Below are 761 nucleotides of genomic sequence, written 5' to 3' on the forward strand. Positions count from 1 at the left end.
CAGATAGCCCCGCGCGACCCCCGCCCCGCCAATGCAGAGCTCGCCCACCACCCCGAACGGCACCGGCTCGCCATGACCGTCCAGCACATACACCCGCGTGTTCGCAATCGGACGGCCGATCGGAACGTGCGTCGATACAGCGCATCCGCTCGGAATTTCGTAAAAGGTGCAACCCACAACCGTTTCGGTCGGCCCGTATTCATTCACCATCCTGGCGCCAGGCTGAACCCTGCGCCACAACTCGACTGTTGAATGCGACAGCGCTTCACCACCGATAACAAGCAGGTCAACCTGGCTGGTCATCGGGCCCGCCAGCATCTGTTGTCCAAGCGCGTCCAGATGGCTCGGGGTAACGTTGACCAGCCCGCATGCCGAGCTGGCCTGTACCTTTAGTCCCGCGACCTCATCGCGTTCCCGTACCAGCCGTGCATGACCACCGCAGATCAGCGGTGCAAACAGGCTGTTGATCGTCGCATCGAACGCCAGGGAAGAAGAAACGATCGAGGATGATCGTGGCGCGTAAGCTTCACAGGCCCACGCAAGATAATTGGCCACTCCACGATGTTCAACCATGACGCCCTTGGGCGTGCCGGTGGAGCCCGACGTGTAGATCACATAGGCCAGATGGTGCGGACCCAGGCCCAGCGCGCGCGCATCCGGATCCGATGCCGGCTGCCCGGCCCACGCCGGCGACTGCGCCTCCAGCTCCACCAGCCCCACGCCAGCGAGCGCCTCCTCGCCCAGCGCCGCACGCCCCGCCC

1 protein-coding gene is annotated in these 761 nt (G+C 64.7%); it reads right to left on the bottom strand.

Features of this window, described 5'->3' with window-relative positions; all coding sequences use genetic code 11:
* Window positions 1-761, bottom strand: a 761-nt coding sequence (locus tag AB3X94_RS41800) for an AMP-binding protein (protein WP_368614466.1), incomplete at both ends; no start/stop codon positions are given.

The sequence above is a fragment of the Paraburkholderia sp. BR10923 genome, from assembly GCF_040948765.1.
Classification (GTDB): Bacteria; Pseudomonadota; Gammaproteobacteria; order Burkholderiales; family Burkholderiaceae; genus Paraburkholderia; species Paraburkholderia youngii.